25 protein-coding genes are annotated in these 23,418 nt (G+C 63.7%); 12 read left to right on the top strand and 13 right to left on the bottom strand.

The genetic code is table 11. From position 1 onward, the window contains the following. The first annotated feature begins 46 nt into the window (after positions 1-46). Entirely contained in the window at positions 47-526 is a 480-nt protein-coding gene (rplM, locus tag ABVV53_RS01215; protein WP_353982494.1) for a 50S ribosomal protein L13, read from the top strand. Continuing rightward, entirely contained in the window at positions 527-1,060 is a 534-nt protein-coding gene (gene rpsI / locus ABVV53_RS01210; RefSeq protein ID WP_353982493.1) for a 30S ribosomal protein S9, read from the top strand. It abuts the gene before it with no gap. A 110-nt stretch (positions 1,061-1,170) separates the two neighbouring features. Here rpsI and ABVV53_RS01205 read toward each other — a convergent pair whose 3' ends face one another. Continuing rightward, a complete protein-coding gene (locus tag ABVV53_RS01205; protein WP_353982492.1) occupies positions 1,171-2,193 on the bottom strand; it encodes an AI-2E family transporter in 1,023 nt (340 codons plus the stop codon). Between the two features lie 211 nt (positions 2,194-2,404). On the opposite strand from ABVV53_RS01205, the gene accD reads away from it, so the two are divergent. The 4 genes from accD to ABVV53_RS01185 are packed head-to-tail and all read left to right on the top strand — an operon-like array spanning position 2,405 to position 5,997. Further along, positions 2,405-3,253 (top strand): acetyl-CoA carboxylase, carboxyltransferase subunit beta, encoded by an 849-nt coding sequence (gene accD / locus ABVV53_RS01200; RefSeq protein WP_353982491.1) that lies wholly within the window; start codon positions 2,405-2,407, stop codon positions 3,251-3,253. After that, a complete protein-coding gene (gene accB, locus ABVV53_RS01195) occupies positions 3,250-3,696 on the top strand; it encodes an acetyl-CoA carboxylase biotin carboxyl carrier protein (protein ID WP_353982490.1) in 447 nt (148 codons plus the stop codon). The genes accD and accB overlap by 4 nt, the downstream gene beginning before the upstream one ends. A gap of 4 nt (positions 3,697-3,700) precedes the next feature. Continuing rightward, entirely contained in the window at positions 3,701-5,053 is a 1,353-nt protein-coding gene (gene accC / locus ABVV53_RS01190) for an acetyl-CoA carboxylase biotin carboxylase subunit (RefSeq protein WP_353982489.1), read from the top strand. Continuing rightward, positions 5,050-5,997 carry an acetyl-CoA carboxylase carboxyltransferase subunit alpha gene (locus ABVV53_RS01185; protein WP_353982488.1) on the top strand — a complete coding sequence of 316 codons (948 nt, stop codon included), beginning with the start codon at positions 5,050-5,052 and terminating at the stop codon, positions 5,995-5,997. The genes accC and ABVV53_RS01185 overlap by 4 nt, the downstream gene beginning before the upstream one ends. A 26-nt stretch (positions 5,998-6,023) precedes the next feature. Here ABVV53_RS01185 and ABVV53_RS01180 read toward each other — a convergent pair whose 3' ends face one another. The 9 genes from ABVV53_RS01180 to ABVV53_RS01140 all read right to left on the bottom strand — a co-directional run bounded on the left by ABVV53_RS01180 (position 6,024) and on the right by ABVV53_RS01140 (position 13,408). Further along, the gene (locus tag ABVV53_RS01180; protein ID WP_353982487.1) at positions 6,024-6,596 is read right to left on the bottom strand and encodes a hypothetical protein; all 573 of its coding nucleotides are present in this window, start codon (positions 6,594-6,596) and stop codon (positions 6,024-6,026) included. 109 nt (positions 6,597-6,705) lie between these two features. Continuing rightward, positions 6,706-7,236 (bottom strand): demethoxyubiquinone hydroxylase family protein, encoded by a 531-nt coding sequence (locus ABVV53_RS01175; RefSeq protein WP_353982486.1) that lies wholly within the window; start codon positions 7,234-7,236, stop codon positions 6,706-6,708. After that, entirely contained in the window at positions 7,233-7,712 is a 480-nt protein-coding gene (locus ABVV53_RS01170; protein WP_353982587.1) for a disulfide bond formation protein B, read from the bottom strand. Before ABVV53_RS01170 ends, ABVV53_RS01175 begins: the two co-directional genes overlap by 4 nt. A 9-nt stretch (positions 7,713-7,721) precedes the next feature. Next, positions 7,722-9,071: a S41 family peptidase gene (locus tag ABVV53_RS01165; RefSeq protein WP_353982485.1), complete on the bottom strand. Its 1,350-nt coding sequence runs from the start codon at positions 9,069-9,071 to the stop codon at positions 7,722-7,724. Positions 9,072-9,190: 119 nt separating this feature from the next. Continuing rightward, positions 9,191-10,417 carry a murein hydrolase activator EnvC family protein gene (locus tag ABVV53_RS01160; RefSeq protein WP_353982484.1) on the bottom strand — a complete coding sequence of 409 codons (1,227 nt, stop codon included), beginning with the start codon at positions 10,415-10,417 and terminating at the stop codon, positions 9,191-9,193. Next, positions 10,414-10,839: a 23S rRNA (pseudouridine(1915)-N(3))-methyltransferase RlmH gene (locus ABVV53_RS01155; RefSeq protein WP_353982483.1), complete on the bottom strand. Its 426-nt coding sequence runs from the start codon at positions 10,837-10,839 to the stop codon at positions 10,414-10,416. Before ABVV53_RS01155 ends, ABVV53_RS01160 begins: the two co-directional genes overlap by 4 nt. Before the next feature lie 86 nt (positions 10,840-10,925). Then, a complete protein-coding gene (gene rsfS / locus ABVV53_RS01150) occupies positions 10,926-11,327 on the bottom strand; it encodes a ribosome silencing factor (protein ID WP_419956726.1) in 402 nt (133 codons plus the stop codon). Positions 11,328-11,460: 133 nt separating this feature from the next. Beyond that, positions 11,461-12,114 (bottom strand): nicotinate-nucleotide adenylyltransferase, encoded by a 654-nt coding sequence (locus ABVV53_RS01145; RefSeq protein ID WP_419956731.1) that lies wholly within the window; start codon positions 12,112-12,114, stop codon positions 11,461-11,463. Positions 12,115-12,133: 19 nt separating this feature from the next. Beyond that, positions 12,134-13,408: a glutamate-5-semialdehyde dehydrogenase gene (locus ABVV53_RS01140; RefSeq protein WP_353982482.1), complete on the bottom strand. Its 1,275-nt coding sequence runs from the start codon at positions 13,406-13,408 to the stop codon at positions 12,134-12,136. Positions 13,409-13,715: 307 nt separating this feature from the next. On the opposite strand from ABVV53_RS01140, the gene ABVV53_RS01135 reads away from it, so the two are divergent. Together ABVV53_RS01135 and ABVV53_RS01130 are read left to right on the top strand one after the other, a co-directional pair. Then, the gene (locus ABVV53_RS01135) at positions 13,716-14,786 is read left to right on the top strand and encodes a M23 family metallopeptidase (protein ID WP_419956730.1); all 1,071 of its coding nucleotides are present in this window, start codon (positions 13,716-13,718) and stop codon (positions 14,784-14,786) included. After that, positions 14,779-15,195, top strand: coding sequence for a bactofilin family protein (locus ABVV53_RS01130; RefSeq protein ID WP_353982481.1), 417 nt, complete (start codon positions 14,779-14,781; stop codon positions 15,193-15,195). Before ABVV53_RS01135 ends, ABVV53_RS01130 begins: the two co-directional genes overlap by 8 nt. 163 nt (positions 15,196-15,358) lie before the next feature. Here ABVV53_RS01130 and ABVV53_RS01125 read toward each other — a convergent pair whose 3' ends face one another. From ABVV53_RS01125 to ABVV53_RS01115, 3 genes are all read right to left on the bottom strand, one after another. Next, a complete protein-coding gene (locus tag ABVV53_RS01125; protein WP_353982480.1) occupies positions 15,359-16,063 on the bottom strand; it encodes a DUF1013 domain-containing protein in 705 nt (234 codons plus the stop codon). Positions 16,064-16,248: 185 nt separating this feature from the next. After that, a complete protein-coding gene (locus ABVV53_RS01120; RefSeq protein ID WP_353982479.1) occupies positions 16,249-16,863 on the bottom strand; it encodes a glutathione S-transferase family protein in 615 nt (204 codons plus the stop codon). A gap of 38 nt (positions 16,864-16,901) precedes the next feature. Continuing rightward, entirely contained in the window at positions 16,902-17,903 is a 1,002-nt protein-coding gene (locus ABVV53_RS01115; protein ID WP_353982478.1) for an NAD(P)H-quinone oxidoreductase, read from the bottom strand. An 80-nt stretch (positions 17,904-17,983) separates the two neighbouring features. Here ABVV53_RS01115 and ABVV53_RS01110 point away from each other — a divergent pair, with 80 nt between their 5' ends. The 4 genes from ABVV53_RS01110 (at position 17,984) to ABVV53_RS01095 (ending at position 23,404) form a co-directional block, all read left to right on the top strand. Continuing rightward, positions 17,984-18,208 (top strand): DUF1192 domain-containing protein, encoded by a 225-nt coding sequence (locus tag ABVV53_RS01110; protein ID WP_419956725.1) that lies wholly within the window; start codon positions 17,984-17,986, stop codon positions 18,206-18,208. A gap of 126 nt (positions 18,209-18,334) precedes the next feature. Further along, the gene (clpA, locus tag ABVV53_RS01105) at positions 18,335-20,707 is read left to right on the top strand and encodes an ATP-dependent Clp protease ATP-binding subunit ClpA (RefSeq protein WP_353982477.1); all 2,373 of its coding nucleotides are present in this window, start codon (positions 18,335-18,337) and stop codon (positions 20,705-20,707) included. A gap of 69 nt (positions 20,708-20,776) precedes the next feature. Continuing rightward, entirely contained in the window at positions 20,777-21,781 is a 1,005-nt protein-coding gene (locus tag ABVV53_RS01100) for a ligase-associated DNA damage response exonuclease (RefSeq protein ID WP_353982476.1), read from the top strand. Further along, complete coding sequence (locus ABVV53_RS01095; protein ID WP_353982475.1) at positions 21,782-23,404, top strand: cisplatin damage response ATP-dependent DNA ligase; 1,623 nt, start codon at positions 21,782-21,784, stop codon at positions 23,402-23,404. Positions 23,405-23,418 lie beyond the last annotated feature (14 nt).

Genomic DNA, 23,418 nt, shown 5'->3' with positions numbered 1-23,418 from the left:
TCTTGGCGAGGTCGCGACGCGAACTGAAACAAGGGAAAGACCAGCCATGAAGGCGCTCACGAAGGTCACCCGGTCGATCAAACCGGCCGAGGTGGAGAAGAACTGGCATCTGATCGATGCCGAAGGTCTGGTTGTTGGCCGCCTCGCGGTGATCATCGCCGACCTGCTGCGCGGTAAGCACAAGCCGAGCTACACCCCCCACGTCGATTGCGGCGATCACGTCGTCGTCATCAACGCGGAGAAGGTGCGCTTCACCGGCAACAAGCTGAAGCAGCAGACCTATTACAAGCACACCGGCTACGCCGGCGGCATCAAGGAAGTGACCGCGGACAAGGTCCTCGCCGGCCGCTTCCCCGAGCGTGTTCTGGAAAAGGCCGTTGAGCGTATGGTCCCGCGTGGTCCGCTGGGTCGCGACCAGATGCGCGCGCTGCATGTCTACGGCGGCTCCGAGCACCCGCATGCGGGCACTCAGCCCCAGCCGCTCGACGTTGCTTCCATGAACCGCAAGAACAAGGTGGGCGCGTAAATGTCCGACACCGATACCGTCCAGAGCCTGTCCGACCTCAAGGACCTCACCGCCAACGCGCCGATCGCCGAAGAAGGCGAGCAGGTCCAGGCACCCGTGATCCGCACCGGCCCGGCCGCACCGATCCGTGAGCAGGAAATCGACGCCCAGGGCCGCGCCTACGCAACCGGCCGCCGCAAGGACGCCGTTGCCCGCGTGTGGCTCAAGCCCGGCAGCGGCAAGATCACCGTCAACGGCCGTGACCAGGAAGTTTACTTCGCGCGTCCGACTCTGCGTCTGGTCATCGCGCAGACCTTCCAGATCACCGATCGCGTCGATCAGTACGACGTCGTCGCCACCGTAAAGGGTGGCGGCCTTTCGGGTCAGGCCGGCGCCGTGAAGCACGGCATCGCCCAGGCACTCAGCAAGTTTGAGCCGACGCTGCGCAGCACCGTCAAGGCTGCTGGCTTCCTCACGCGCGACCCGCGTGTCGTCGAGCGTAAGAAGTACGGCCGGGCCAAGGCTCGCCGCAGCTTCCAGTTCTCGAAGCGCTAAGTTTCGTAACGACGGTTACGATGGAAGGGCTCGCGGGAAACCGCGGGCCCTTTTCGCATGTGAAATCAGGTCAGCTCCAGCGGGTCCGCAGCGCTTCAGCCCCGGATCGCCTACTTATCTTCACCAGGCACGACGGTGTCATGCCCAAGCGCATCACGCACATAGAGCTGCTTCACGAGCACGAAGATGAGCACCACCAGTGGGGCCGAGAACAGAACGCCGAGTGGGCCAAATAGCGCGCCAAGCGCAAAGACACCGACAAGCGTAAGCGCGGGCGGCACGGACACCGCCTTTTTGGCGACCATCGGCGTGAGGATGTTGCCCTCTACCTGCTGAACCACGACATAGACGGCAAGAGCCCAAAGTGCGGTCGACGTATCCTGAGTGAGCGCGACCATGATGCCGGGAATCGCTGCAGCCACCGGTCCCACCAGCGGAACGAATTCGGCCAGTCCGGCGATAAGCCCCAGCGCGAGCGCAGATGGCACTCCGGCAAGCCAGAGCCCTCCCGCGGTGAGGATGCCGACCACCGTCATAGATACAAGTTGGCCCAGCAGCCACAAGCGTAACGCGCGCCCGGAGTTGCCCGTCGCGGACGCCACCTCTTCCGCGCGTGCTTTCGGAAACAGCTTGACCACGCCTTCCCGGTAAAGCCCCGGAGAGAGCGCAAGATAGACACCTGCAAACAAGACCAAGATGAAGTTGCTGATCACTCCGACGAGCGTGGTGAGGAAGGCGGCAACTCGCGACGCCATCGCACTCGCGTCGGGTTGAAAGCCATTCAGTCCTGCGAGGATTTCATCACCGAAGGGCATAGCGGCAATGCGGGCCTGCACTTGCTTCCATGCTTCCGGCAGGCGCTCCGCCAGCCCCGAGAATTCGGCCCGCATCTGCATGCCGAACAGCGTTCCTGCTGCGGCAAAAACCCCCACTATAAGCAGCAGCGCAACCAATACCGCCGCAGTCTGCGGCAAATGCAGGTAGCGCCGGAGAGGGGCGGCGAGTGCCCGCAGGATCACGGCCACCAGGGCAGCCCCGAATATCAGCAGCGCCACGTCCGCCAGGGCATAGATCAGCAGAGCAATACCGACGAGGAGCAACGCCACGGCGGTTCGGCGGACAAAACGGGACATGCCCCCGTCAGAATTTTGCTCGATCATAATCCACCGGACGCATGTGCCCAGCGATTGTTCCGGCGAAGGCTGAGAATGGGCGAACTCGCTCGTATCTGGGGAAGGTGCTTGGCGATGGACACCATTTACATCGCACGGGCGATAGTCCTATGGGGACCGCCCGCAAGCATCAGGGCCCGTCCTGATGCGAGCCCCCGACGATGGCAGACCGATGAGCTGGATTACCAAGGTACGCAATTCACTGGCGACGCTCGGAAAGCGGGACACGCCCGATAACTTGTGGACCAAATGCCCTCGTTGCCAGGAAATGGTTTTCACGCGCGCCTGGGAAGAAAACCTTTCGGTCTGCCCGCGTTGCGGTCACCACGGCCGCATCGGAGCGAACGCGCGCTTCGGGCAACTCCTCGACCCTGGCTTTACATTGCTGCCTCCGGTCAGCGTGCCCGAGAACCCACTGAACTTTCGCGACAGCAAGAAGTATTCCGATCGCTTGAAGGCTGCCCGCGCCTCCAATCCGCACCCCGACGCTCTCGCTGCGGCCGAGGGCGCGATCGACGGCGAGCCCGTCGTGCTCGCTGTTCAGGATTTCGCATTCATGGGCGGCTCGATGGGTATGGCCGTGGGCGAAGCCTTCGTGCGCGCCGCAGAGCATGCGATCGAGCGGAAATGTGCGCTCGTCATGTTCACGGCAGCGGGTGGCGCACGGATGCAGGAGGGCATCCTCTCACTGATGCAGATGCCCAAGACGACAGTTGCCTTGCGGCGGTTGTCGCGTGCCGGATTGCCTTACATCGTCGTGCTGACCGATCCAACAACCGGCGGCGTTACGGCCAGCTACGCAATGCTCGGCGATGTCCACCTTGCTGAACCCGGCGCTTTGATCGGCTTTGCCGGCCAGCGGGTGATCCGCGATACCATTCGCGAGAAGCTGCCCGAGGGCTTCCAGCGGGCCGAATACCTGCATGAACACGGTATGGTCGACCAAGTCGTGCCGCGCGCCGAACTGAAGGCGACTCTCGCGCGCCTGCTAAATTATCTGACTCGAAAGGACGTAGCGTGAAGATCGACAGCGCCCTCGTGCGCGAACTGGCCGAGCTGTTGGCCGCAACCGGCCTTACCGAGATTGAGGTGGAGGATGGCGAACGCAAGATCCGCGTCGTCCGCCAGGCCGCGCCGGTGGTGGCGACCGTTGCTCCCACGCCAATGGCTCCACCTGCTCTCACGACTGAAGCGGCACCGGCAGCGAGCTCCGCTCCAGAGACGGCACCGGTTGATGCGGTGAAATCGCCGATGGTCGGCACGGTCTACCTCGCGGCGGAGCCGGGTGCTGCCAACTTCGTCAACGTCGGGCAGAGCGTGAAGGCGGGCGACGTGCTGCTGATCGTCGAAGCCATGAAGGTGATGAATCAGATTACCGCGCCCAAGTCCGGCACTGTCCGGGCCATACTGGTCGAGAACGGCCAGCCTGTTGAGTATGACCAGCCGCTTGTCGTGATTGCCTGACATCATGCCGATCAAACGCCTGCTGATCGCCAACCGTGGTGAGATTGCGTTGCGCATCCACCGCGCCACGCGCGAGATGGGTATCGAGACGGTCGCGGTGCACTCGACCGCCGATGCAGATGCGATGCACGTCCGCTTGGCCGACCACGCCGTGTGCATTGGGCCTCCTGCGGCGAGGGACAGCTACCTCAATGTGGCCGCGATCATCGCTGCGGCCGAGATCACACGCGCCGATGCGATCCACCCCGGCTATGGCTTCCTATCGGAGAATGCGCAGTTCGCCGAGATTGTCGAGGCACATGGCCTGATCTGGGTGGGCCCCAAGCCTGAGCACATCCGCACGATGGGCGACAAGGTGGAAGCGAAACGCACTGCCGGCGCGCTCGGGCTGCCGTTGGTGCCGGGCTCAGACGGCGCGGTCGAGGACGTCGCGGAAGCCAAGGCGCTGGCTGAAAAGATCGGCTATCCCGTTCTTATCAAGGCGGCTTCCGGTGGCGGCGGACGCGGCATGAAGGTGGTGCAACACGCCGGCGAACTCGAAAGCCAGATGGGCCAAGCCCGTTCGGAGGCTAAAGCGGCCTTCGGCGATGCGACGGTCTACATGGAAAAGTACCTCGGCAATCCGCGCCACATCGAGTTCCAGATCTTTGGCGACGGCAAAGGCCAAGCAATCCATCTGGGGGAGCGTGACTGCTCTCTCCAGCGTCGACACCAGAAGGTCCTTGAGGAGGCTCCTTCGCCCGTCATCACTGCCGAGGAGCGGGAGCGTATGGGCGGCATCGTCGCCCGTGCCATGGCAGACATGGCCTATCGCGGCGCCGGGACGATCGAGTTCCTATGGGAAGCAGGCGCGTTCTACTTCATCGAGATGAACACCCGGCTTCAGGTGGAGCACCCCGTCACCGAGGCGATCACCGGCATGGATCTCGTTCGCGAACAGATTCGTGTGGCCGAAGGTCATCCGCTCTCGGTCAGACAGGAAGATGTGGAGTTTCGCGGCCACGCCATAGAGTGCCGCATCAATGCCGAGGATTCCTGGACCTTCGCGCCCTCGCCCGGACTCGTCGAGCATTACCATGCCGCCGGTGGCCTCAACGTGCGCGTCGATTCGGGGCTCTACGCAGGTTATCGCGTGCCGCCTTACTATGATTCGATGATCGCCAAGCTGATCGTCTCGGGCCGCACCCGCGAAGGTTGCATCATGCGGCTCAAGCGTGCGCTGGAGGAAATGGTCATCGATGGCGTGAAGACCTCGATCCCGCTTCACCAGGCGCTGATGGACGAACCTGATTTTGCCTTGGGCGACTACACCATAAAATGGCTCGAAGACTGGCTGGCAAGGCGCGCAGGCTCATGATCTCGTTCCTCGGTTTCGAGAAGCCCATCGCCGAGCTCGAGGCCCGGATCGCCGATCTGCGAGCTACGGCGGAGACCGGCCAGCTTGACCTTACGGCAGATATCGATCGGCTGGAGAAGAAGAGCGGCGCGTTGCTGAAGAGCACTTACGCGAAGCTGTCACCCTGGCAGAAGACCCAAGTCGCACGCCATCCGCAGCGGCCGCATTTCCTCGACTACGTTCGTCTGATGTTCGAGGATTTCATGCCGCTCGGCGGTGACCGGCGGTTCGGTGAGGATCAGGCTATCCTCGGCGGTCCTGCCAGGCTTAACGGCCGCAAGGTCATGCTGATCGGTCATGAAAAGGGCAACGACACCGCGAGCCGGCTGAAGCACAACTTCGGAATGGGCAAGCCCGAAGGCTATCGCAAGGCAATCCGCCTGATGGAAATGGCGAGCAAGTTCGGCCTGCCCGTGGTGACGCTGGTCGACACCGCCGGTGCCTTTCCGGGCGTGGAGGCGGAGGAACGCGGCCAATCCGAAGCCATCGCCCGTAGCACTGAAGCCTGCCTCGCCTTGCAAGTCCCGATGGTAGCCGCGATCGTCGGCGAAGGCGGCTCGGGCGGTGCGGTGGCGCTTGCGAGTGCCGAGCGGGTGCTGATGTTGGAGCACGCGGTCTACTCCGTCATCTCACCCGAAGGCGCGTCTTCGATCCTATGGCGTACACCCGAAAAGGCGCCAGATGCGGCAGAGGCGATGAAGGTTACGGCTCAGGATCTGCTGGTACTGGGAGTGATCGACCGGATCGTGCCGGAGCCTCTGGGCGGCGCACATCGCGATCCGAATGCTGCCGCACAGACGCTAGCCAGCGCCATCGACGAGGAACTGGATGCGCTGGCCAACCGCCGGACTGACCAGCTGATCGCCCAGCGAGAGGAGCGGTTCCTGAAAATCGGCCGCGGTTGATGCGCCTCAGGGCACCTCCGGGCCGTTTACTGGCCTTGAGGTGCTGCTACCTGCGGTGAAGTGCTGGCGGCGGCAGCTTCCTGCGCCCGCTGCCGCGCCTCATAAGCGCGTTCTTCCTCCTCGACACGAGCTTGCACTTCGGCTGCGTTCTCGTCGATCGTGCTAAGCCGCCGCTCACGTTCCGCCTGGATCAGTTCGCTGAAGCGCACGTCGGTGCCGTTCTCACGCTCTGCGGCAGCTTGCCGGAGGAGTTGCTGCGTGCAGCCGGTGAACCCGCCCGCGCCAACTGGCGAACAGCTCATGATGCCTTGGCGGCCTACGGTCTCATAGGCAGTGACGCGGTTGGTCCATGCGTCAGCCTGCGGCCGGTCGATCCCACGGAGCGGCTCGGGTATCCGATACCGCTCTGCTTCCGGCTTGCGCGCGCAGACGGTGATCTCGTCTCCCGAGGAGACCGGGCACTCGTCGTCGCCATAGACGATGACCTGATTGACCCTCTCGTTGCCGACCGCTGCTTCGCCCTGCGCTAGGGCAGACGTGGAAAAAGCCGCTCCAAGGGCGACGGCCGGGAGAACGGCGGCGGTGAGAATGCGCAACATAAGTCAAGCTCCAGTCGGGGCGAGGCACAGGCACCCCGTTCGCGGTATAGGGGCCGCCATCCTTGAATGATAGCTGAAGGGCGAGGGTTTGGTTCCCGCCTCGACCGCGTTAGATCCGCTCGGACAGGCGGATGGCGAGCCTACAGCCCATACGGACAGCACCGGAAAGCAACGGGTAAGCCGGGGCCCTCTCTGCACCGCCTGCTATGGCAGCGTCGTAGTGCGCACGCTCGTCATCACGAAAAGTCCGGATGTGGGCGGCCAGCTCCGGATCGTCATCGCCTAGGTCTTCGATCTGCTTGGTGTAGTGCCGCTCGATCTCGGTCTCGACAGCGGCTGTGCAGGCCATCGCTGCCTCAGGCCCAAGCAGCGCCGTTGCGGCCCCAAGCGCAAACCCCGCCGCCGACCAGACCGGTTGAAGTGCAGTGGGCCGCACTCCCCGCTCCACCAGCATCGCGTCGAAGACCTCGCGGTGCGCCGCTTCCTGCATCGCCATACCCGCGATCTCGGCTGAGACAGGGGCGCGGTTGCCCATGACGGCGATCTGTCCGGCATAGATCCGGGTCGCGCCGTATTCGCCTGCCTGGTCGACGCGGAGCATGCGCTCGGAGAGATCGTTCGGCTTGCCTGCTACCGTCATGTCCTGCTCCTGCCGCGCCCAAGTAGAATGAAGATCGCCAAAGCCGCGGCGAGTGAGAAAAGAAAGTTCCAGCCGGCCAAAGAGATCCCGAAGAGCGACCAGGGCGCAACATCGCAGCGGACAACAGGCGCGGCCAGAATAGCCGCCAAGGGATCACCCCCGTTAGCGAAAGTGCCAGCAGTGCAAGCCGTCACACCTTCCCACCAGCCATACTCAACCCCCGCATGGAAACCGCCGATAGCGCCAGACAAGGCGACCGCGATCCCGGCAAGCGCCACCGGGACGCGCGGCGGCAGTAAGAATGCTAGCAGCGCCAATGCCATCGCAGCAAAATGCGGGTAGCGCTGCCACCAGCACATTTCGCAAGGGAACAGCCCAAAGGCGTACTGGCCGAGGTAAGCCCCGGCGAGCAAGCCTGCTGGCGCCAGCAGCGCCAGCAGGCGCGCGGCGCGTAAGGGCTCGCTGTTCACCCCCAGCACGAACGATCAGTTCTTGCGTGCGAGCGCTGGGCGGCCACTGGCTCGATCCAGCGTCTGGATCGCATAGTGCAACTGGAAGTCCTCGACGCCCTTTTTCTTGAGCTCCTCCGCGGTAAGCGAGAAGCGCGGGTCCGCCTGCTTGTCGGTCTCCAGTTCCTTGTCATCCAGCGCGGCCTCGTTGATCAGGTGCCCCCGCAAGTCGGATTCGCGCACCGCCCGCTCGGCACGTGCCTTCGCGTCAGGATCGGAAAGCTGCGGCACCCGAATATCAGGATCGATGCCGCCTTCCTGCACCGAGTGGCCCGACGGGGTGAAGTAGCGAGCAGTCGTGAGCTTGACCGCGCTATTCCGGTCGAGCCCGATCAGCGACTGCACGCTGCCCTTGCCGAAGCTGCGCTCACCCATGATGACCGCACGGTGCTGGTCCTGCAAAGCACCGGCGACGATCTCTGAAGCAGAGGCGCTCCCGGCGTCGATCAGCACGATCATCGGCATGCCTTTGATGACATCACCCTTGTAGACTGTTTCCGCGCGGTAGAACTGGTTCTCACCGGCAACACGGCCCCTCTGCGAAACAATGTCACCCTTGTCCAGGAACAGGTCTGACAAGGCCACCGCTTCGTCCAGCGACCCTCCTGGGTTCGAGCGCAAGTCTAGCACGACGCCGGCCAGCTTGCCCGCCGGGGTTTTCGCCGCCTGCTGCTTGAGGTCGGCAATTGCGCTGTTCACGTTCCTGCCGACATTGCGCGAGAATTCGTTAACCGACACGACCCCCACGTCCCCACGCAGTTCGTGCGTGACGGGCTCCAGCTCGATCACACCGCGAGTTACTGTCACGTCGAAAGGCTTGTCCCGACCCTGACGGAAAATGGTCAGCCGAATCGGAGTACCCTGGGCACCGCGCATCTTGGCGACCGCCTCGTCGAGATCGCGTTCGAAGTAGAGTACGCCATCCAGGTGCGTGATGAAGTCACCAGCCTTGATGCCCGCCTTCTCCGCCGGGCTTCCCTTGAATGGGGAGACCACCTTCACCGCACCGTCCTCCTGGACGACCGAGAGGCCAAGACCGGTGTAGTTGCCGTCGATCATCGTCTCGATGCGCTGCAGCGATGCACCGTCGAGATAGGTGGAATGCGGATCGAGGCTGGCGAGCATGCCGTCGATCGCGCCCTTGAGGAGCTTGCTGTCGTCCACTTGGTCGACGTAGTTTTCCTTCACGAGCTGGTAAATCGCAAGGAGCTTACCGAACTCGGGGCCACTGCGCGCGTCCACGGCAGCAAGGCCGGCTGTAGCCGCGGGCAAGAGGGCGATGGCGCTCACAAGCATCGACGCGCGCAGGAGAGGTGCGAATTTCATCAAGGCGAGAAGGCCTTCTCTTCTTCCGGGGGCTTGGGCAGACCCCACCGTGGGCGATTCCCAATCTAGTGCTCAACGCCCGCTATGGCCAGTGGCCCACCGTCGACGCTGAAAGATGCTTATAGCGTACGCAAATATTGCAGGGGATTAACAGGCTCTCCATCGCGGCGAAGCTCGACCCCTATTTGGGGTGATGCGGGCCCCGCAGTGCCGAGCGGCGAGCCCGCCACGACTTGCTCACCCACTCTGACGTTCAGACGCGCGAGGCCGGTGACGACCGAAGCCCAGCCACCTGAATGCTCGATGATGACGATCTGACTATAGCCGCGGTAACGGCCGGCATAAGCTATCCGGCCCGGTGCTGGCGCCACAGCCTGCGCGTTCGCCCGCGGAGCAAGAACCAGCCCTCGCGAGCGGACCTGACCGGGAACTTGCTCTCCAAATCCGGTAAGCAGGCGTCCATTCAAGGGAAGTATCCAGGTCGGCAGACCCTTTGGTGGAGCGATAAAGTGCTCCGCCTCTACCACTCGCGAGTCCTCAGGACGAGCCGGACGCATCAGCGGCCCGGGAAGCTGCGCCAGCACGCTGCGCAGTTCACCTTGCCGACCGATCTCCTCGACCAGCTCTCCCAGGTCCTGCGCATGCTCGGCCAATGCCAATGCGCGATCAGCCTCGCGGCTGGCGATGCCGCTCGCCTCTCGACTGGCAAGGCGCTGGCGGGCTTCGATGGCTGCCAGCTGACGCCGCTTTCCGCTAAGTTGCCCCTCGGTCGCTCGGAGCCGGGCCGCGGCGGTACGTGCGGACTGCTCCAGAGCTCTTGCCCTTGCAAGCTCCGCGCGTAGCGCAGCCGTCCGGCGCTCCACCTCAGGCAGCATCGTGTCGAACATGGCGCGCATGTAGACGAGGTCCTGAACCGATCCGGGTCGCAGCAGCGCCAGTACCGGTGGGCGCCGCGACAAGCGCTGGAGCGAAGCGGTGAGGCGCGCAAGCGGCGCCTGCCGCTCCGCCATGCGTGCGCGCAGCTCCTCGCGCGCGGCGGTAATAAGCCTCACCTGCGCTTCCTGCGCCGCGATCGCTGCTTCGGTTTCCTGCACCCGCGCGGCCAACGCCGCCGCCTCGCGCGCGGTGCGGTCGGCTTGCTGAGTCACTGCCCGGGCTTCCGCTTCCAGCTTCTCGGCGCGCTTTCGCGCCGCCGCACCAGTCGCCAAAGCAGCCGCTATTTCACGACGGGTCAGGCCAGCATCCCTTTCGAACGCCATCGGCACATCTTGCGCACCGGCTGTGGCGAACACAGCCGTCAGCGCAGCACCACCCGCCCCGAGCGTAAAGGCAAAGCGGCGGATCATCCGGAGCGGTGATATGGGTGGCCGGCCAGAATGCTGGTGGCGCGCCAGAGTTGCTCGGCCAGCATGGCGCGAACCAGCAAGTGCGGCCAAGTCATCGCGCCAAATCCGAGCAGCAAGTCCGCGTTCGTACGGGCCTCGTCGCCATGCCCATCGGCGGCACCGATCAGGAACCGTGTTTCCCGAACTCCTCCATCGCGCCAACGCCCGAGCAACGTGGCGAAATCCTCCGACGACATCAGACGGCCGCGCTCGTCCAGCAGGACTTGCCGGCACGGGGTGTGGGCGGGAGGCGGTACGCGGCCTCCGGTGTCGGGCAACTCGGTATGGCGAAAAGGCCAGGTCAGCCGCTTGGCATAGCGATCCACCAGCTCCGCCTCGGGCGAGCGAGCGATCTTTCCCCTGGCAATGATGTGCAAAAGCATGGCTGCAGCGCGTCGCTTGCGCGGTCGCGCAATTCCCCCTTCACGGCCGGGCGCCAGCTAGCGCCCGGCTTCGCCTCAGGCGCGCATCAAGCCGCGCCGGCGTTACCCTCGCCAAAGCCCCACATGCGCTCCAGATTGTAGAAGGTGCGCACTTCGGGACGAAACAGATGAACGACCACGCCGCCTGCATCGACCAGTACCCAGTCGGCAGCGGGAAGCCCTTCGATCCGCGGATTGCCATGACCTGCGTGCTTCAGGCGCTCGGCGAGCTTCTGCGCGATCGCAGCCACCTGCCGGCTGGATCGGCCGGAGGCGATCACCATGTGATCGGCAATGCTCGATTTGCCCTCGAGGTCGATGGTGACGACGTCCTGGGCCTGGTCGTCGTCTAGCGATTGCAGGACGATGGCAAGAAGCGGATCGTCCGTTCCGGTCATGACCGGGGTCGCGGTGCCGGTACGGACCGGCTGTAGGTGTGCCTGTGGCATTTTAGGGGTAGTCAGCTCCTCTCTGTGGTGGCGCGCTACCGCAACCGAACAAGTCTCGGCCGTTCCGGATGACGTTTGCGGTACGCATGAACTATGAAGTGGGGGTCGCGTGGGCTTTGGGCAACCCGTCCGCTCACGCGGCCTCTCCGGGGATAGAGTGATAAGTGACCTGATCGCGCAGGCTCCTGCCCGACAAACTGTCGGTCCAGTTCGGATTGGCGCGACGAAGCGCCGTAGCCGAACGAGGGTCAGGATCGAAACGCAAGGTCACCAGCGCCGGGGCGCTCCACGTTTCCCGGAGTCTCAAGCTGGCGGGAGGCTTCCGGTACCGGCCCAACCAGGCCATCGCGGGGCTCGCGAGGGCAGCCCCATCATAGCCCGGACGCGCGATAACCGCAATCGGCATCAGGCGCGCGATGCTCTGCCAGTCGCGCCAGCGGTGGAACTGGGCGAGATTGTCGGCTCCCATGAGCCAGACGAAGCGCCGTTTGGGATAGCGCCGAACCAATCGCAGCAGTGTTTGATGCGTGTAAGTCGTGCCGAACTCGCGCTCGATCGCAGTGACGCGAATCGGAGCGCGGCGCGCCCGCTCCCGCGCCGAGGCAAAGCGCGCGGCCAGGGGAGCCATTCCCTCTCTAGGCTTCAACGGGTTACCGGGTGAGACCAGCCACCAGACTTCAGCAAGGCCAAGCGCCTCTGCCGCCATCAGCGAGATGCGTCGGTGCCCACCGTGCGCCGGATTGAAACTGCCGCCGAGCAGGCCGGTAGGGATACCTCTATGTTTCAGAAGATAGCACTCGCCGCGTTCAGGGCCGGGTCTGTCCGGTCCCGCGCACCTGCCACTTGTAAGTCGTGAGGCCTTCGAGCGCGACCGGTCCACGCGCATGAAGGCGACCGGTGGCAATACCGATCTCTGCGCCCAGGCCGAATTCTCCGCCGTCGGCAAACTGGCTGGAAGCATTCACCATCACGATGGCGCTATCGACTTCCGCAAGGAACCGCTCCGCGGCGGGATCCTCGCCGGTAACGATCGCATCGGTGTGATGCGAAGAGTGCGCCGCGATATGCGCGATGGCCGTATCGAGACCGTCGACAACCGCCACCGAGAGAATCGCGTCCAGGTACTCGGTGTCCCAGTCTTCCTCGCTTGCCGCAACGATACGCGGATCGAGCGCGCGCGCTCTCGCATCCCCGCGCAACTCGCAGCCAGCGTCAAGCAGCTCACCGACAAGCGCCACGGAGTCTGAAAACTGCACGTCGAGCAGCAGAGTCTCCATCGCGCCGCAAATGCCCGTACGTCGCATCTTGGCGTTGTTTGCGATCGCGCGCGCCATGCCCGGGTCGGCAGACGGATGCACATAGGTGTGGCAGATCCCGTCGAGGTGAGCGAGTACGGGTACCCGCGCATCCGCCTGGACGCGTGCGACAAGACTCTTGCCGCCGCGCGGCACGATCATGTCGATCAGTCCGGCCGCCGTCAGCATCGCGCCTACGACCTCGCGATCCTGCGTCGGCACAAGTTGGATAGTCGCTGCTGGCACGCCGGCGCTTTCCAACCCCCGCACCATCGCAGCGTGGATCGCGCGATTGGAATGAAGCGCCTCGCTACCTCCGCGCAGCAGCACCGCATTGCCCGAACGCAAGCACAAGGCGGCGGCGTCAGCGGTGACGTTGGGGCGACTTTCGTAGATGATCCCGATGACGCCGATGGGAATCCTCACGCGTGAGAGCACGAGACCGTTCGGCCTCTCACAACGGTCGATCACCTCGCCGACGGGGTCTGCCAGTACGGCGACCTGATCAATCGCATCTGCAATTGCGGCAATCCGGGCACCGTCGAGCCTCAACCGGTCCAGCATCGCGCCGGAAAGCCCTTTCGCCTCGCCCGCTTCGAGATCACGTTTGTTCGCCGCGAGGATTGCCGTCTCGTCGTCCCGCAATGTGCTGGCTGCGGCTTTCAACGCCTGCGCCTTCTGCGCATCCGACATAAGCGCAACAACGCGTTGCGCCGCGCGGGCTGCCTCAGCCAACCGGGTGACCAGCACCTGGGGCGACTCCGTAACGGGGCTCTCCATGTTCATGGACCTCGCCTAACACTACCCAGAGGCGGTGTCACCGAGGCGTGTGCGGTGAAGTGACCCCCGCGAACGTCACACCGAGGAGACATTCCGAAGGGTTCCCGGCTTTCTCCTCCACTTAACCCGCACTGAGGTCGATTGGACGAGATTCCGCAACGCAGCGGGTCGGGTGGATTCGCCAAACGGTGATCCCGTCGGTAGGGCGCGGCTCGACAAAAGAATGCTAACACGCGGGGTCGACTTGAAAACTGTAGCCGCTCGTGCGCTCACAGCGCGCCTGCGGGCCATCTTTCCTGACCGCGAGTTTTTCATGCGGTCGCAGGGGCAGGTCCGATTTATCAAAGTTTCAACGCGAGTGCAGGCTCTAGGCGCCTTGGCCTTGATCCTCATGCTCGGCGCCTGGCTGGTAGTGATGGCGAGTATGGCCTTATCGCAGTTGTCCGATGGCCGTCAGCATTATCGGCTGCTTGAACGCGAAGCCAAAATCGCGAGCACGCAGAAGCAGGTGAAGACCTACCGCTCGGAAATGACGTCTCTCGCGTCTGACCTTGCGCGTCGTCAGGACTTCATCCAGCGCCTCGTCGAAGCCCACCTGGATGCTCCCGCCGAGGAGATCGGGCAGGAGCGGGCAGCCACGGGCAGCAGCAGGGAGGCCTTCAGCAAGATCAGTGCCGCTATTCCGGAGGCGAGCGTGCTTGCGCGTCTGGAAGCAGACCAGCTCGCCTTGGTAGAGCGGCTGACGCGTTATGCAGATCGTCGGGCTGCCAGGGCTGAGGAAGCGATGCGCAATCTGGGTCTCAACCCGGAGATCGTGCTGGCTTCTGCCCGCTCCGGGACCGCCGAGGGTGGTCCACTTCTGCGGCTCGCCACGTCGAAAGACGGTTCGCTCGATCCGCGGTTCCGCCGTCTCGGTACCAGTCTGGCTCGCATGGATGCCCTCGTGTCCGGTCTCGCCAGCGTGCCGCAAGTGCAGCCTGCCCACGTTGCCTATGTGTCCTCCAGCTTCGGCTACCGCAGCGACCCCTTCAACGGCAGTGCTGCCTTCCATGCGGGACTCGACTTCCCGGGACCAATGGGTTCGCCCATCTATGCCGCGGCCCAGGGTACTGTCACTTTCGTCGGTGAAAAGCAGGGCTACGGGAACTGCATCGAGATCAGCCACGGCAACGGCCTGATGACTCGCTATGCGCACTTGTCGGGTTTTGGCACGCGCATGGGTCAAAAGGTCGATACGGGCGCCCGCATCGGCGCCATGGGCAGCAGCGGGCGTTCGACCGGCCCGCACCTTCACTTCGAGGTTCGCCTGAACGATAAGCCTGTTAACCCGCGGACCTTCTTGGAGGCCGCCCGCCATGCTCAAGAAGATCATCCCCATGCCTAAACCTATCGGTAGCCACCGCCCCATCAACGGGGCGACGTTCTCCCTTCTCGGCAGTGACACCGCCATCACCGGCAATATCAACGCGACTGCAGACCTTCACCTGGAAGGGCGCGTGCACGGCGACATTGGCTGCACCACTCTCGTCCAGAGCGAGGGCAGCGAGGTGGTGGGTGCGATCACGGCAGAGAAGGTGCGCATCGCCGGACGCATCGAGGGATCCGTGAGCGCACGGGAAGTCGTCATCCTGCAATCCGCCCGCGTACGGGGCGATATCACTTACGATGCCCTGACCATCGAACAGGGCGCGCAGTTGGACGGGCGGCTCACGCCCAGGAACGCGCAGAGCCAAGCAATCGCGCGAAGCCGGGACGGCAACGAGGCGAGACTGATACTGGCTGCGCCGGAGTAAGGCGGCCATTCAAGCCCGGAGCGCGGCGTTGCTCCGAGCCGCACGTCCGGTCATCATCAGTTGATATTACCGATCGCAAAGAGGCTGGCACCCCCGGGGATGCCAGCCTCTTTGCATGATCGAACAAGGGACCTGGCGCCAGGCCGGGACCCTTTACAAAGCTCTAGCGACCGCGCTCTTCAGCTTCTGCAGCGCGCTTGGCTTCCAGCCACGCGGCGGCTTCCGCCTCCTGTGCCGCTTCGCCGGCTGCGCGGACTGCGTCTTCACGCTCCTTGCGCAGTTCTTCGATCAACGCCTCGCGATCGTCCCCCAGGCGCTCGTCGTCCCGTCCATCGTCTTCGATCCCGGCCTTCTTCGCCGCCTTCGCGACAATGGCGTCCAGCTCACGCTGGGAGCACAGGCCCAGCGTCACCGGGTCCTTCGGCGTGATATTCGCGATGTTCCAGTGGCTGCGATCGCGGATCGCGGCGATGGTGTTGCGCGTGGTGCCGATCAGCTTGCCGATCTGCGCGTCGGATACCTCGGGATGGTGGCGCAGGATCCAGGCAATGCCATCCGGCTTGTCCTGTCGCTTCGACACCGGGGTGTAGCGAGGGCCCTTGGTGCGGCTGACGGTGACGGGGGCCTTGTGCATCTTGAGCTTGTAGGATGGATCGGCCTGGCCCTTTTCGATCTCCTCCATCGTCAGTTCGCCCGAGCGCACGGGATCGCGGCCGGTGTACTTGCTCGACGCGAGGTCGTCGGCCATGGCCTGAACCTCGAGGATGTGGAGACCGCAGAACTCGGCGATCTGCTCGAAAGTGAGGCCGGTGCTGTCGACCAGCCATGAGGCGGTCGCGTGCGGCATCAGCGGTGTGGGCTGGCTCATGTCTCTTGGTCCCGATGAGTTTCGATCACCATGTAATCGAAGGCGTAAAAACAATAAGGGCCGCCCCTCGCGGAGCGGCCTAACCGGGATAATCTAGGCCGATCTTGTGGATTCGGCAAGCAAGAGTGCGAGTTTTGTCGCCCAACTCCCCCTGATGACGGATTGCAGGTGAGATACACCGCCCTTCAATTCATCGGTACGTAGCCCTTCAGTCCCGAGACGCGGTTGAGCCAAGCACAAACTGCAGGATAGTCGCGGAGGCGGAAACCGCCGGCCTCGCAAACGTGAGTGTAGGGGTAGAGAGCAATGTCTGCGAGACTCGCCCGCTCGCCCACAAACCAGTTCCGCTTGGACAAGTGGTCGTTCATCATCCCCAGAGCCGCTTCACCCCCGGCACGCTTGACCATGATCTGATCTCGCTGAAAGCTGCTGAGGTTCGCCTCGCCCACGAACAGGAGCCAGAACCGCAAAGTGGCGACGTTCGGCTCATGATTGTACTGCTCGAAGAACATCCAGCGCAGCATGTCAGCGCGCTCGAACCGGTCGGTGGGCACCAGAGTAGAGCCTTCCGCCAGGTACCAGCAGGCAGCGTTGCTTTCGGGCAGGAAACGGTCGTCGATCTGGAGGACGGGTATGCGGCCGTCGGCGTTCACATTCTGAAGAAATTCCTTCGTGCGCGTGTCCCCGCGCAGAATGTCATACTGTCGCCGCTCCAGCGGCAGTCCCAGCAGCGCAGCGGTGAGCCGGATCTTGTAGCAGTTGCCGCTACGCGGATCTTCGTGAAGCGTCAGCCGGTCCATTCAAGCCCTCCTGGGTAGGAAACGTAGCGAGAGCACTCTTATACCTCCAGCACGATCTTCCCGACGTGGTCGCCGGCCTCCATGCGACGGTGGGCCTCGCCCGCTTGTGCCAGAGGAAAGCACGCATCCATCACCGGACGCAGATCACCGCTTTCGACCATAGGCCAGACTTGCGACGCGATCTCTTGTGCGAGCAAACGTTTGAACGAGGCCGGGCGCGGCCGCAGCGTGGAACCGGTAAGCACGTAACGGCGGCTCATCACGACGGCCATGTTGATCTGTGCCTTGGCCCCGCCCAGCACCGCGATGGTGACGTGGCGGCCATCCTCGGCAAGGCACTTCAGATTACGCGGAACATAGTCGCCCGAGATCATGTCGAGCACGAGGTTCACCCCCTTCCCACCGGTCATTCTGGCGACTTCCTCTACGAAGTCCGCGTCCTTGTAGTTGATCGCAAGATCAGCCCCGATTTCGCGCGCCCGCTGGCACTTCGCCTCGCTGCCGCATGTTACGATCACCTTAAGCCCGAATAGCTTCCCCAGCATGATCGCCATCGTGCCAATACCGCTGGTCCCGCCATGCACCAGCATGGTCTCACCCTCCATGGCCCAGCCACGGTCGAAGACGTTGTGCCAGACGGTAAACAGTGTTTCCGGCAGTGCAGCCGCTTGATCAAGCGGCAGCGAATCAGGGATGGGCAGGCACTGCCCCGCGTCGGCTATGCAGTATTCGGCATACCCGCCACCGGCCACGAGCGCACAGACGCGTGCCCCTTCCTGCAGCGAATCGGCACCTTCACCACGTGCCACGACAATGCCGGAGATTTCGAGACCCAGCAGTGGCGAAGCATCTGGCGGAGCGGGATAAAGTCCTTGCCGCTGAAGCACGTCCGGCCGGTTCACGCCCGCAAAGGCAACCTTCACCAGCACTTCGCCTGGTCCCGGCTTTGGTACCGGCACCTGCTGGGACACTAGGACTTCCGGACCGCCCGGTGCCGTAATGGCGAGGGCGATCATCTCATCGGGGACGGCTTGGTACATATCGTTGTGTTGCCACAAGGGAACAGTGATGGGTACGTGTTTTCAACCGTTGACACTCGGGAAAAGCGGTCCGATGCTGCATGGCAATGGACGACGACGAGCGACCGCGGCGACGGTCGACCGAGGGTGACTTCGGTGCCGCCAGCCTCCTCGCCAGCGAGAGCCTTGAAAGCTATTCGCTGGATGAACTCGACGCACGCATTGCTCTGCTCGAGGCCGAGATCGACCGGATCAGGACTCACCGGGGAAAAACTGCCGCTCACATGCTGGCGGCTGAATCTCTCTTCAGGCCGAAGCAGCCTTGAGCCGGGCGCGTTATCTCGAAACGGTGACGCAAGTTCCTATATTGGTCGCAACGAGCGCTGACCTTCGGTTTTCCGAGCAATCGGTCCCCGGCACGGAGCGCGATCCTACCCAACGAAAGAACACTAATGCCCAGTTTCGCGCAAAGCCTTGAAAAGACACTGCACTCCGCGCTGTCGCATGCGTCGGACCGCAGCCACGAATACGCAACGCTCGAGCACTTGCTGCTCGCGCTGATCGACGACGCCGACGCAGCCCAGGTCATGCAGGCCTGCGGTGTGGACCTGGGGGATCTTGGCGACGTTGTACGCCAGTACCTCGACCAGGAATATCAATCCTTGAAGACCGAGGAGAAGGGCGATCCCGCCCCGACTGCCGGCTTCCAGCGCGTGATCCAGCGCGCCATCCTCCATGTCCAGTCATCCGGGAAGGACACCGTGACCGGCGCCAACGTGCTGGTGGCGTTGTTCTCCGAACGGGATAGCTATGCTGTCTACTTCCTCCAGCAGCAGGACATGAGCCGGCTCGATGCGGTCAGCTACATCAGCCACGGCATTGGCAAGGGCGGTCGCCGCATCGAGGATCGCAACGCCAAGGGGTCGGAAGATCAAGCCCCGCAGGCCGAGGAAAAGTCCGATGCGAAGGGTGGGAACAAGAAGGACTCCGCGCTCGACCAGTTCACGGTGAACCTCAATGAGAAGGCACTGTTGGGCAAGGTCGACCCGCTGATCGGTCGCGGTCCAGAAGTCGACCGCACAATCCAGATCCTCTGCCGCCGTTCCAAGAACAACCCGCTCTACGTGGGCGATCCCGGCGTGGGCAAGACCGCGATCGCGGAAGGTCTCGCGCGTAAGATCGTCGAAGGCGAAGTGCCCGAGGTGCTGGAAGAAGCGGTAATCTACTCGCTCGACATGGGCTCGCTGCTGGCGGGCACGCGGTATCGCGGTGACTTCGAGGAGCGGCTAAAGCAAGTCGTCTCCGAGCTGGAGAAGATGCCGCACGCGATCCTGTTCATTGACGAGATCCACACCGTGATCGGTGCTGGCGCCACCAGCGGCGGCGCGATGGACGCGTCCAACCTGCTCAAGCCGGCGTTGTCGGGCGGAACGATCCGTTGCGTCGGTTCCACCACCTACAAGGAGTTCCGCAACCACTTCGAGAAGGACCGCGCGCTGCTGCGGCGCTTCCAGAAGATCGACGTGAACGAGCCCACGATCGAGGACACGATCAAGATCCTGAAAGGTCTGCGCACCGCGTTCGAGGATCACCACAAGGTCAAGTACACGCCCGATGCGATCAAGACGGCGGTCGAGCTGTCGGCCCGCTACATCAACGACCGCAAGCTGCCGGACAAGGCGATCGACGTGATCGACGAAGTCGGCGCGATGCAGATGCTGGTGCCGCCCAGCCGTCGCAAGAAGACCATCACCGCGCGTGAGATCGAAGCGGTGATCGCGACGATGGCGCGCATCCCACCCAAGTCGGTCAGCTCGGACGACAAGAAGGCACTCGAGTCGCTCGATCGCGACCTCAAGCGCGTCGTGTTCGGCCAGGACAAGGCGATCGGCGTGCTTTCCACGGCGATGAAGCTCAGCCGTGCAGGCTTGCGCGATCCGGACAAGCCGATCGGCTCGTTCCTGTTTTCGGGCCCGACCGGCGTCGGCAAGACCGAAGTCGCGCGGCAGCTCGCCACGATCATGGGCATCGAGCTCAAGCGCTTCGACATGTCGGAATACATGGAGCGCCACTCGGTCAGCCGCCTGATCGGTGCACCTCCGGGCTATGTCGGCTTCGACCAGGGCGGGCTGCTGACCGATGCGATCGACCAGAACCCGCATTGCGTCCTCCTGCTGGACGAGATCGAGAAGGCGCACCCCGACCTGTTCAACATCCTGCTGCAGGTGATGGACAACGGGCGGCTGACCGATCACCACGGCAAGACCGTCGACTTCCGCAACGTGGTCCTGATCATGACCACGAACGCGGGTGCATCCGACATGGCGCGTTCGGGTATCGGCTTCGGCGATGTGTCGCGCGAGGATGCGCAGGACGAAGCGGTGAAGCAGATGTTCACGCCTGAGTTCCGCAACCGCCTCGATGCGATCGTGCCCTTCGCTTACCTCGGCAAGGACACCATCAGCCGGGTGGTCGACAAGTTCATCCTCCAGCTCGAACTGCAGCTGGCGGACCAGAACGTGCACATCCAGTTCGACTCGGATGCGCGCGAGTGGCTGGGCGAACGCGGCTACGACAAGCTTTACGGTGCCCGCCCGATGGGCCGCCTGATCCAGGAAAAGGTCAAGCAACCGCTCGCCGAAGAGCTGCTGTTCGGCAAGCTGGCGGGCGGGGGCGAAGTCCACGTGTCCGTCAAGGAAAAGGCGCTGTCCTTCGAACTGACTCCGGCGCCGCCGAAGCTGAGCAAGGCGAAGAAGAAGAAAGCGCCAGCCAAGGGCCCTGCGTCTGAGGCGGGCTCGGAATCGGAGACGAGCACGGACGAGTAAGCTCGCGAGAGCACGTTTGCCCTCAAGCATGGGGTGGAACCGCAGAGGTTCCGCCCCATTCTGCTATCTATGGCCCGCGATTTCTCCTGGATCCGACCCGAACCCTGGGGGATCCACGTCGTACCCGCAGACTGCTGGATAGACCCCGCGCGGCCAATTGATCGCGCCTTAGTGACGCACGGCCATGCCGACCACGCCCGAGGCGGTCACGGCCAAACGATCGCTACGCCTGAGACACTGGCGATCATGAAGTTGCGCTACGCAACTGATGAAGGGGCGACGCCCGTTGCCTATGGCGAGACCCTGTCGCTGGGCGGCGGAGTGGACGCGACGTGGCTGCCAGCCGGTCACGTCCTGGGATCTGCGCAGATCCTGCTGGAGCATGCGGGCGAGCGGATCATTGTCACGGGCGATTACAAGCGCCGCCCCGATCCGACTTGCCTGCCATTCCAGGTCACGCCTTGCGACGTGCTCGTGACCGAAGCCACGTTCGGCCTCCCCGTGTTCCGCCACCCACCGGTCGAGCAAGAAGTCGCCAAGTTGCTCAAGGCACTTGCGGCAAATCCGGAGCGCTGTGTGCTCGTTGGCGCCTATGCATTGGGAAAGGCACAGCGGCTGATGGCCGAAGTGCGCCGCGCCGGGCACACCGCCCCGATCTATCTCCATGGCGCGATGGAGCGGATGTGCCGGCTCTACGAGGAGCTGGGCGTTGACCTTGGCGACCTGCGGCTGGTGAGTGACGCCACAAAAGACGACATCGCCGGGCACCTCGTGGTTTGTCCGCCCTCCGCGCTTAATGATCGCTGGAGCCGGCGCCTGCCCGACCCGATCACCGCCATGGCGTCTGGCTGGATGCGCGTACGACAGCGCGCCCGCCAGCGGATGGTTGAACTCCCTCTCGTCATCTCCGACCACGCCGACTGGGATGAACTCACGCAGACCGTGGAGGAGGTGAACCCCTACGAGACATGGATCACCCATGGCCGCGAGGAAGCCATGCTTCGCTGGTGCCAGCTTCACCAGCGCCGCGCCAAGGCTTTGGCCCTGGTGGGGTATGAGGAAGAGGACGATTGAATGGAAGAGTTCGCCGCTCTTCTCGACGCGCTGGTCTATACTCGCAGTCGCAACGCCAAGCTCAAGCTGCTTGCCGATTACTTGCGCGAAACGCCGGACCCGGACCGCGGCTGGGCGCTGGCTGCACTGACCGACGGGCTGAACTTTCCCGCGGTGAAGTCATCGACCATCCGCAACCTTCTGAGCGAGCGAGTTGATCCCATACTGTGGGCTCTCAGCCGGGATTTCGTGGGCGACAGCGCGGAGACCGCAAGCCTGCTCTGGCCCGAGCCGGACGCCGCCCCCACGCCTCCGAGTGTCTCCGAAGCGGTAGACGCGCTCGCACAGATGACGCGCGCCAACGTGATGTCGGAGTTGCCGAAGCTCCTTGATCGCCTTGATGCCAATGGCCGCTACGCCCTGCTCAAGATGGCGACCGGCGCCATGCGCATCGGCATTTCCGCACGCCTTGCCAAGACCGCTTTCGCACAGGCGTTCGGCGTCACCGTTGAGGACGTGGAAGAGCACTGGCACGGCCAAACCCCGCCCTACCAGCCGCTCTTCGCCTGGGCCGCGCATGGTGAGGAAGCCCCTTCGTCCGAAGGTATCCCCTTGTTCCGGCCCTTCATGCTTGCCCACCCGCTCGACGAGACCGTGGTCGACATGGCGGAGTATGCGGCCGAGTGGAAATGGGACGGCATCCGCGTTCAGCTGGTGCGAGCAAATAATCCGGAAGGTCTCGGTGAGACGCGAGTCTACTCCCGCTCAGGAGACGACATATCCGGCACGTTCCCTGAGGTGGCAGCATCGTTGCCTTTCGAAGCGGTGTTGGATGGCGAACTGCTGGTCCGCGGCTCGCATCAGGGCGGCCCAGAAAACGACAAGACTCAGGGCGGCGCTGCGAGCTTCAACGCTCTGCAGCAGCGCCTCGGTCGCAAAGTCGTGAGCAAGAAAATGCTCGCTGATTACCCCGCCTTCGTGCGCCTTTACGACGTACTGATCCTCGATGGCGAGAACTTGCGCGAGTTGCCCTGGGAGCAGCGACGCGCCCGGCTTGAGGCGCTCATGCCGCGCCTGGAGCCTGAGCACTTCGACCTCAGCCAAGTAATCGAGGCCGCCACCCTTGATGAACTCGCCGCCATTCGCGAGCGGGCACGAGACGATGCCATCGAAGGCGTCATGCTCAAGCGCCGCGATTCGCCCTATATCGCAGGGCGCCGCACGGGGCTGTGGTACAAGTGGAAGCGGGATCCGCTGCTGGTCGACTGCGTGCTGATGTATGCACAACGTGGCAATGGCAGGCGCAGCTCGTTCTACTCGGACTACACCTTCGGCTGCTGGGATGGCGACCCGGATCAAGGCGCCGAACTGCTGCCGGTAGGCAAAGCCTACTTTGGCTTCACCGATGAAGAGTTGAAGTGGCTCGACCGTTACGTGCGCAGCCACACGGTCAATCGTTTCGGCCCCGTGCGCGAGACGGACCGGAGCCTAGTATTCGAGGTTGCGTTCGATTCCATCCACGCCAGCAAGCGTCACAAGTCGGGTCTCGCCATGCGATTTCCCCGCATCAACCGCATCCGCGCCGACAAGCCAGCGCATGAGGCCGACCGCATCGAGGCCTTGCGAGGCATGATCCGAGATTGATAGTGTCTTTTGAT

Origin of the sequence: Novosphingobium kalidii (assembly GCF_040534015.1) — a bacterium.
GTDB lineage: Bacteria > Pseudomonadota > Alphaproteobacteria > Sphingomonadales > Sphingomonadaceae > Novosphingobium > Novosphingobium kalidii.
The sequence above is the reverse complement of the archived record's forward strand: the minus strand, read 5'-3'. Positions and strand labels throughout refer to the sequence as shown.

Excerpts from the sequence above, each read along its gene's own strand:
- ABVV53_RS01160 (WP_353982484.1), bottom strand. The coding sequence starts at position 10,417 with ATGATCCGCCGCTTTGCCTTTACGCTCGGGGCGGGTGGTGCTGCGCTG.
- ABVV53_RS01185 (WP_353982488.1), top strand. The coding sequence starts at position 5,050 with ATGATCTCGTTCCTCGGTTTCGAGAAGCCCATCGCCGAGCTCGAGGCC.
- ABVV53_RS01180 (WP_353982487.1), bottom strand. The coding sequence starts at position 6,596 with ATGTTGCGCATTCTCACCGCCGCCGTTCTCCCGGCCGTCGCCCTTGGA.
- rsfS (WP_419956726.1), bottom strand. The coding sequence starts at position 11,327 with ATGCCACAGGCACACCTACAGCCGGTCCGTACCGGCACCGCGACCCCG.
- ABVV53_RS01095 (WP_353982475.1), top strand. The coding sequence starts at position 21,782 with ATGGAAGAGTTCGCCGCTCTTCTCGACGCGCTGGTCTATACTCGCAGT.
- clpA (WP_353982477.1), top strand. The coding sequence starts at position 18,335 with ATGCCCAGTTTCGCGCAAAGCCTTGAAAAGACACTGCACTCCGCGCTG.
- ABVV53_RS01135 (WP_419956730.1), top strand. The coding sequence starts at position 13,716 with ATGCGGTCGCAGGGGCAGGTCCGATTTATCAAAGTTTCAACGCGAGTG.
- rplM (WP_353982494.1), top strand. The coding sequence starts at position 47 with ATGAAGGCGCTCACGAAGGTCACCCGGTCGATCAAACCGGCCGAGGTG.
- ABVV53_RS01115 (WP_353982478.1), bottom strand. The coding sequence starts at position 17,903 with ATGTACCAAGCCGTCCCCGATGAGATGATCGCCCTCGCCATTACGGCA.
- ABVV53_RS01205 (WP_353982492.1), bottom strand. The coding sequence starts at position 2,193 with ATGTCCCGTTTTGTCCGCCGAACCGCCGTGGCGTTGCTCCTCGTCGGT.
- ABVV53_RS01120 (WP_353982479.1), bottom strand. The coding sequence starts at position 16,863 with ATGGACCGGCTGACGCTTCACGAAGATCCGCGTAGCGGCAACTGCTAC.
- accD (WP_353982491.1), top strand. The coding sequence starts at position 2,405 with ATGAGCTGGATTACCAAGGTACGCAATTCACTGGCGACGCTCGGAAAG.
- ABVV53_RS01125 (WP_353982480.1), bottom strand. The coding sequence starts at position 16,063 with ATGAGCCAGCCCACACCGCTGATGCCGCACGCGACCGCCTCATGGCTG.
- rpsI (WP_353982493.1), top strand. The coding sequence starts at position 527 with ATGTCCGACACCGATACCGTCCAGAGCCTGTCCGACCTCAAGGACCTC.
- ABVV53_RS01110 (WP_419956725.1), top strand. The coding sequence starts at position 17,984 with ATGGCAATGGACGACGACGAGCGACCGCGGCGACGGTCGACCGAGGGT.
- ABVV53_RS01130 (WP_353982481.1), top strand. The coding sequence starts at position 14,779 with ATGCCTAAACCTATCGGTAGCCACCGCCCCATCAACGGGGCGACGTTC.
- ABVV53_RS01175 (WP_353982486.1), bottom strand. The coding sequence starts at position 7,236 with ATGACGGTAGCAGGCAAGCCGAACGATCTCTCCGAGCGCATGCTCCGC.
- ABVV53_RS01165 (WP_353982485.1), bottom strand. The coding sequence starts at position 9,071 with ATGAAATTCGCACCTCTCCTGCGCGCGTCGATGCTTGTGAGCGCCATC.
- ABVV53_RS01140 (WP_353982482.1), bottom strand. The coding sequence starts at position 13,408 with ATGAACATGGAGAGCCCCGTTACGGAGTCGCCCCAGGTGCTGGTCACC.
- ABVV53_RS01100 (WP_353982476.1), top strand. The coding sequence starts at position 20,777 with ATGGCCCGCGATTTCTCCTGGATCCGACCCGAACCCTGGGGGATCCAC.
- ABVV53_RS01155 (WP_353982483.1), bottom strand. The coding sequence starts at position 10,839 with ATGCTTTTGCACATCATTGCCAGGGGAAAGATCGCTCGCTCGCCCGAG.
- accC (WP_353982489.1), top strand. The coding sequence starts at position 3,701 with ATGCCGATCAAACGCCTGCTGATCGCCAACCGTGGTGAGATTGCGTTG.